Origin of the sequence: Ensifer sp. ENS11 (assembly GCF_014851895.1) — a bacterium.
In the GTDB taxonomy this organism is placed as follows: Bacteria; Pseudomonadota; Alphaproteobacteria; order Rhizobiales; family Rhizobiaceae; genus Ensifer; species Ensifer canadensis.
Window position 1 is genome coordinate 1 of record NZ_JACVAN010000044.1, and the last position, 3,704, is coordinate 3,704.

Genomic DNA, 3,704 nt, shown 5'->3' on the forward strand with positions numbered 1-3,704 from the left:
TGCGGTTTATCCGGTGCGTAAACCGCTGTGCGGTTTATCGCGATAAGGTAAATCCCTTTGGGATTTACGGTCTGTGCCGAGCAAATCCGACGGATTTGTCTCGCGTAAGGGACGTTCTGATTTTACCCAAGCAAAAAGGCCGCTTGTAGGCGGCCCTTGCGTTTCGGCTTGGCCGAGCGTTTGTTCAGAGAAGATTTTCGGTTTGTTTTCGCCGCTGCCTTGTCCTTCTCGGCTATGCCTCGAAGGGGAGCGGCGGTTTTTTTATCTTGCGTTTTGCAGACCTGGCAGCGACCTACTCTCCCGCGTCTTAAGACGAAGTACCATCGGCGCTGGGGCGTTTCACGGCCGTGTTCGGAATGGGAACGGGTGCAGCCACCCCGCCAGAACCACCAGGTCGGCAAAGCGCAAGATTTGCCCTTAGCTGGGGCAAACCGAATGAGAAGCTGGTGAGGAGGATAAACCGCCTCGTTTTGTTTTGAACACGTCGCTCATCAATGATGAGCATGAGCAATGGGAACGATCAAGCCAATCGAACGATTAGTACTGGTAAGCTTCATGCGTTGCCGCACTTCCACACCCAGCCTATCAACGTGGTAGTCTTCCACGGTTCTCAAGGGAATACTCGTTTTCAGGTTGGTTTCCCGCTTAGATGCCTTCAGCGGTTATCCATTCCATATATAGCTACCCTGCTATGCCCTTGGCAGGACAACAGGTCCACCAGAGATATGTCCATCCCGGTCCTCTCGTACTAGGGACAGATCCTGTCAATATTCCTACACCCACGGCAGATAGGGACCGAACTGTCTCACGACGTTCTGAACCCAGCTCACGTACCGCTTTAATTGGCGAACAGCCAAACCCTTGGGACCTGCTCCAGCCCCAGGATGCGATGAGCCGACATCGAGGTGCCAAACAACCCCGTCGATATGGACTCTTGGGGGTCATCAGCCTGTTATCCCCGGCGTACCTTTTATCCGTTGAGCGATGGCCCTTCCACGCGGGACCACCGGATCACTATGACCGACTTTCGTCTCTGCTCGACTTGTCAGTCTCGCAGTCAGGCGGGCTTATGCCATTGCACTCGACGACCGATTTCCGACCGGTCTGAGCCCACCATCGCGCGCCTCCGTTACTCTTTCGGAGGCGACCGCCCCAGTCAAACTACCCACCATACACTGTCCCGGATCCGGATAACGGACCGCGGTTAGACATCCATGACGATAAGGGTGGTATTTCAAGGATGGCTCCACAAGAACTGGCGTCCCTGCTTCAAAGCCTACCACCTATCCTACACATGCCGACACGAATGCCAGTGTAAAGCTATAGTAAAGGTGCACGGGGTCTTTCCGTCTGACCGCAGGAACCCCGCATCTTCACGGGGAATTCAATTTCACTGAGTCTATGCTGGAGACAGCGGGGAAGTCGTTACGCCATTCGTGCAGGTCGGAACTTACCCGACAAGGAATTTCGCTACCTTAGGACCGTTATAGTTACGGCCGCCGTTTACTGGGGCTTCGATTCAGAGCTTGCACCCCTCCTCTTAACCTTCCAGCACCGGGCAGGCGTCAGACCCTATACGTCGTCTTGCGACTTCGCAGAGCCCTGTGTTTTTGATAAACAGTCGCTACCCCCTGGTCTGTGCCACCCTTTCTGACTTGCGTCAAAAAGGGTCACGCTTCTTCCGAAGTTACGCGTGCAATTTGCCGAGTTCCTTCAGCATAGTTCTCTCAAGCGCCTTGGTATACTCTACCTGACCACCTGTGTCGGTTTCGGGTACGGTCTATACGGTGGAGCTATTTCCTGGAACCGCGTCCCTGCACACCCAATCCAATAAGAATGTACAAGTTAAGCAATCCGTCACTACCACCAGGCCCACGAATATTAACGTGGTTCCCATCGACTACGCGTGTCCGCCTCGTCTTAGGGGCCGGCTAACCCTGCTCAGATTAACTTTAAGCAGGAACCCTTGGTCTTTCGGCGAGAGGGTCTCTCACCCTCTTTATCGTTACTCATGTCAACATTCGCACTTCCGATACCTCCAGGACCCCTCACAGGTATCCCTTCACAGGCTTACGGAACGCTCCGCTACCACACGTCTTGCGACGTATCCTCAGCTTCGGTGCATGGCTTTAGCCCCGTTACATTTTCGGCGCAAAGACCCTTAATTAGACCAGTGAGCTGTTACGCTTTCTTTAAATGATGGCTGCTTCTAAGCCAACATCCTGGTTGTTTTGGGATCCTCACATCCTTTCCCACTTAGCCATGACTTGGGGACCTTAGCTGGAGGTCAGGGTTGTTGCCCTCTTCACGACGGACGTTAGCACCCGCCGTGTGTCTGCCGACTAGTACTCCTCGGTATTCGGAGTTTGGTTAGGATCAGTAAGACGGTGAGTCCCCATAGCCCATCCAGTGCTCTACCCCCGAGGGTATTCGGTCGACGCACTACCTAAATAGTTTTCGCGGAGAACCAGCTATTTCCGAGTTTGATTGGCCTTTCACCCCTAGCCACAAGTCATCCCAATCTATTGCAACAGATGCGGGTTCGGTCCTCCAGTTGGTGTTACCCAACCTTCAACCTGCTCATGGCTAGATCACTCGGTTTCGGGTCTAATGCGACGAACTGAACGCCCTGTTCAGACTCGCTTTCGCTGCGCCTTCACCTATCGGCTTAAGCTTGCTCGTCACACTAAGTCGTTGACCCATTATACAAAAGGTACGCCGTCACCCTTGCGGGCTCCGACTGTTTGTAGGCATCCGGTTTCAGGTTCTATTTCACTCCCCTTGTCGGGGTGCTTTTCACCTTTCCCTCACGGTACTTGTTCGCTATCGGTCATGCACGAGTACTTAGGCTTGGAGAGTGGTCTCCCCATGTTCAGACAGGATTTCACGTGTCCCGCCTTACTCAAGGACACTGAGTGTTCTACGTGTAAGGGGCTATCACCCTCTACGGCCGACCTTTCCATGTCGTTCCACTTTATTCCTCAGTGCCACTGGCCTGGTCCGCGTTCGCTCGCCACTACTTGCGGAGTCTCGGTTGATGTCCTTTCCTGCAGGTACTTAGATGTTTCAGTTCCCTGCGTTCGCTTCTTACCCCTATGTATTCAGAATAAGATACCTTTAAACAATACTTGGAAACCTAAGCCGTACCTAAGCACGACTTAAATTTTCCAAGTATTTAAGGTGGGTTTCCCCATTCGGAGATCCATGGATCAAAGCTTATTCGCAGCTCCCCACGGCTTATCGCAGCGTATCACGTCCTTCATCGCCTGTGCATGCCAAGGCATCCACCAAATGCCCTTCTTTCACTTGATCGTTCTCATTGCCAATGCTCATCCTTATTTGGATCCAGCAAACCTATCCTCCTCGCTTGCGCTCGAAGGGGTGCTGTATCTGGCAATCCGGACAACCCTCAGGTCGCCTGAATGTCAAACTCCAAAAACCCGGTTACCTTTTACAACCGAGCCAATCAGATGCCATCGACGTGTTCGACAGGCCTGCTTTATTGGAACCACGCCGAGCGGTTCGCTTGCAGCCTGTCTTAAGACCAGCTTCTCGAGATCTGTCCGGTGATGCGCGGTCAGGCAACACCAATCAGGCACGAACACCAGAAGGGCGCTCCGAAGAACACCCAAACAATGATCATGCCCATAAGACAAGCTTCCTTCCTACCTCCAGCCCCTCTTCCATATCCGGTCGGCTAGACC

2 rRNA genes are annotated in these 3,704 nt (G+C 53.2%); both read right to left on the reverse strand.

Annotation, left to right across the window (positions count from 1 at the left end):
* Nucleotides 1-279: 279 nt before the first annotated feature.
* Nucleotides 280-394, reverse strand: a 5S ribosomal RNA gene (rrf, locus tag IB264_RS34095).
* A gap of 122 nt (nucleotides 395-516) precedes the next feature.
* Nucleotides 517-3,312, reverse strand: a 23S ribosomal RNA gene (locus IB264_RS34100).
* Between the last annotated feature and the right edge of the window lie 392 nt (nucleotides 3,313-3,704).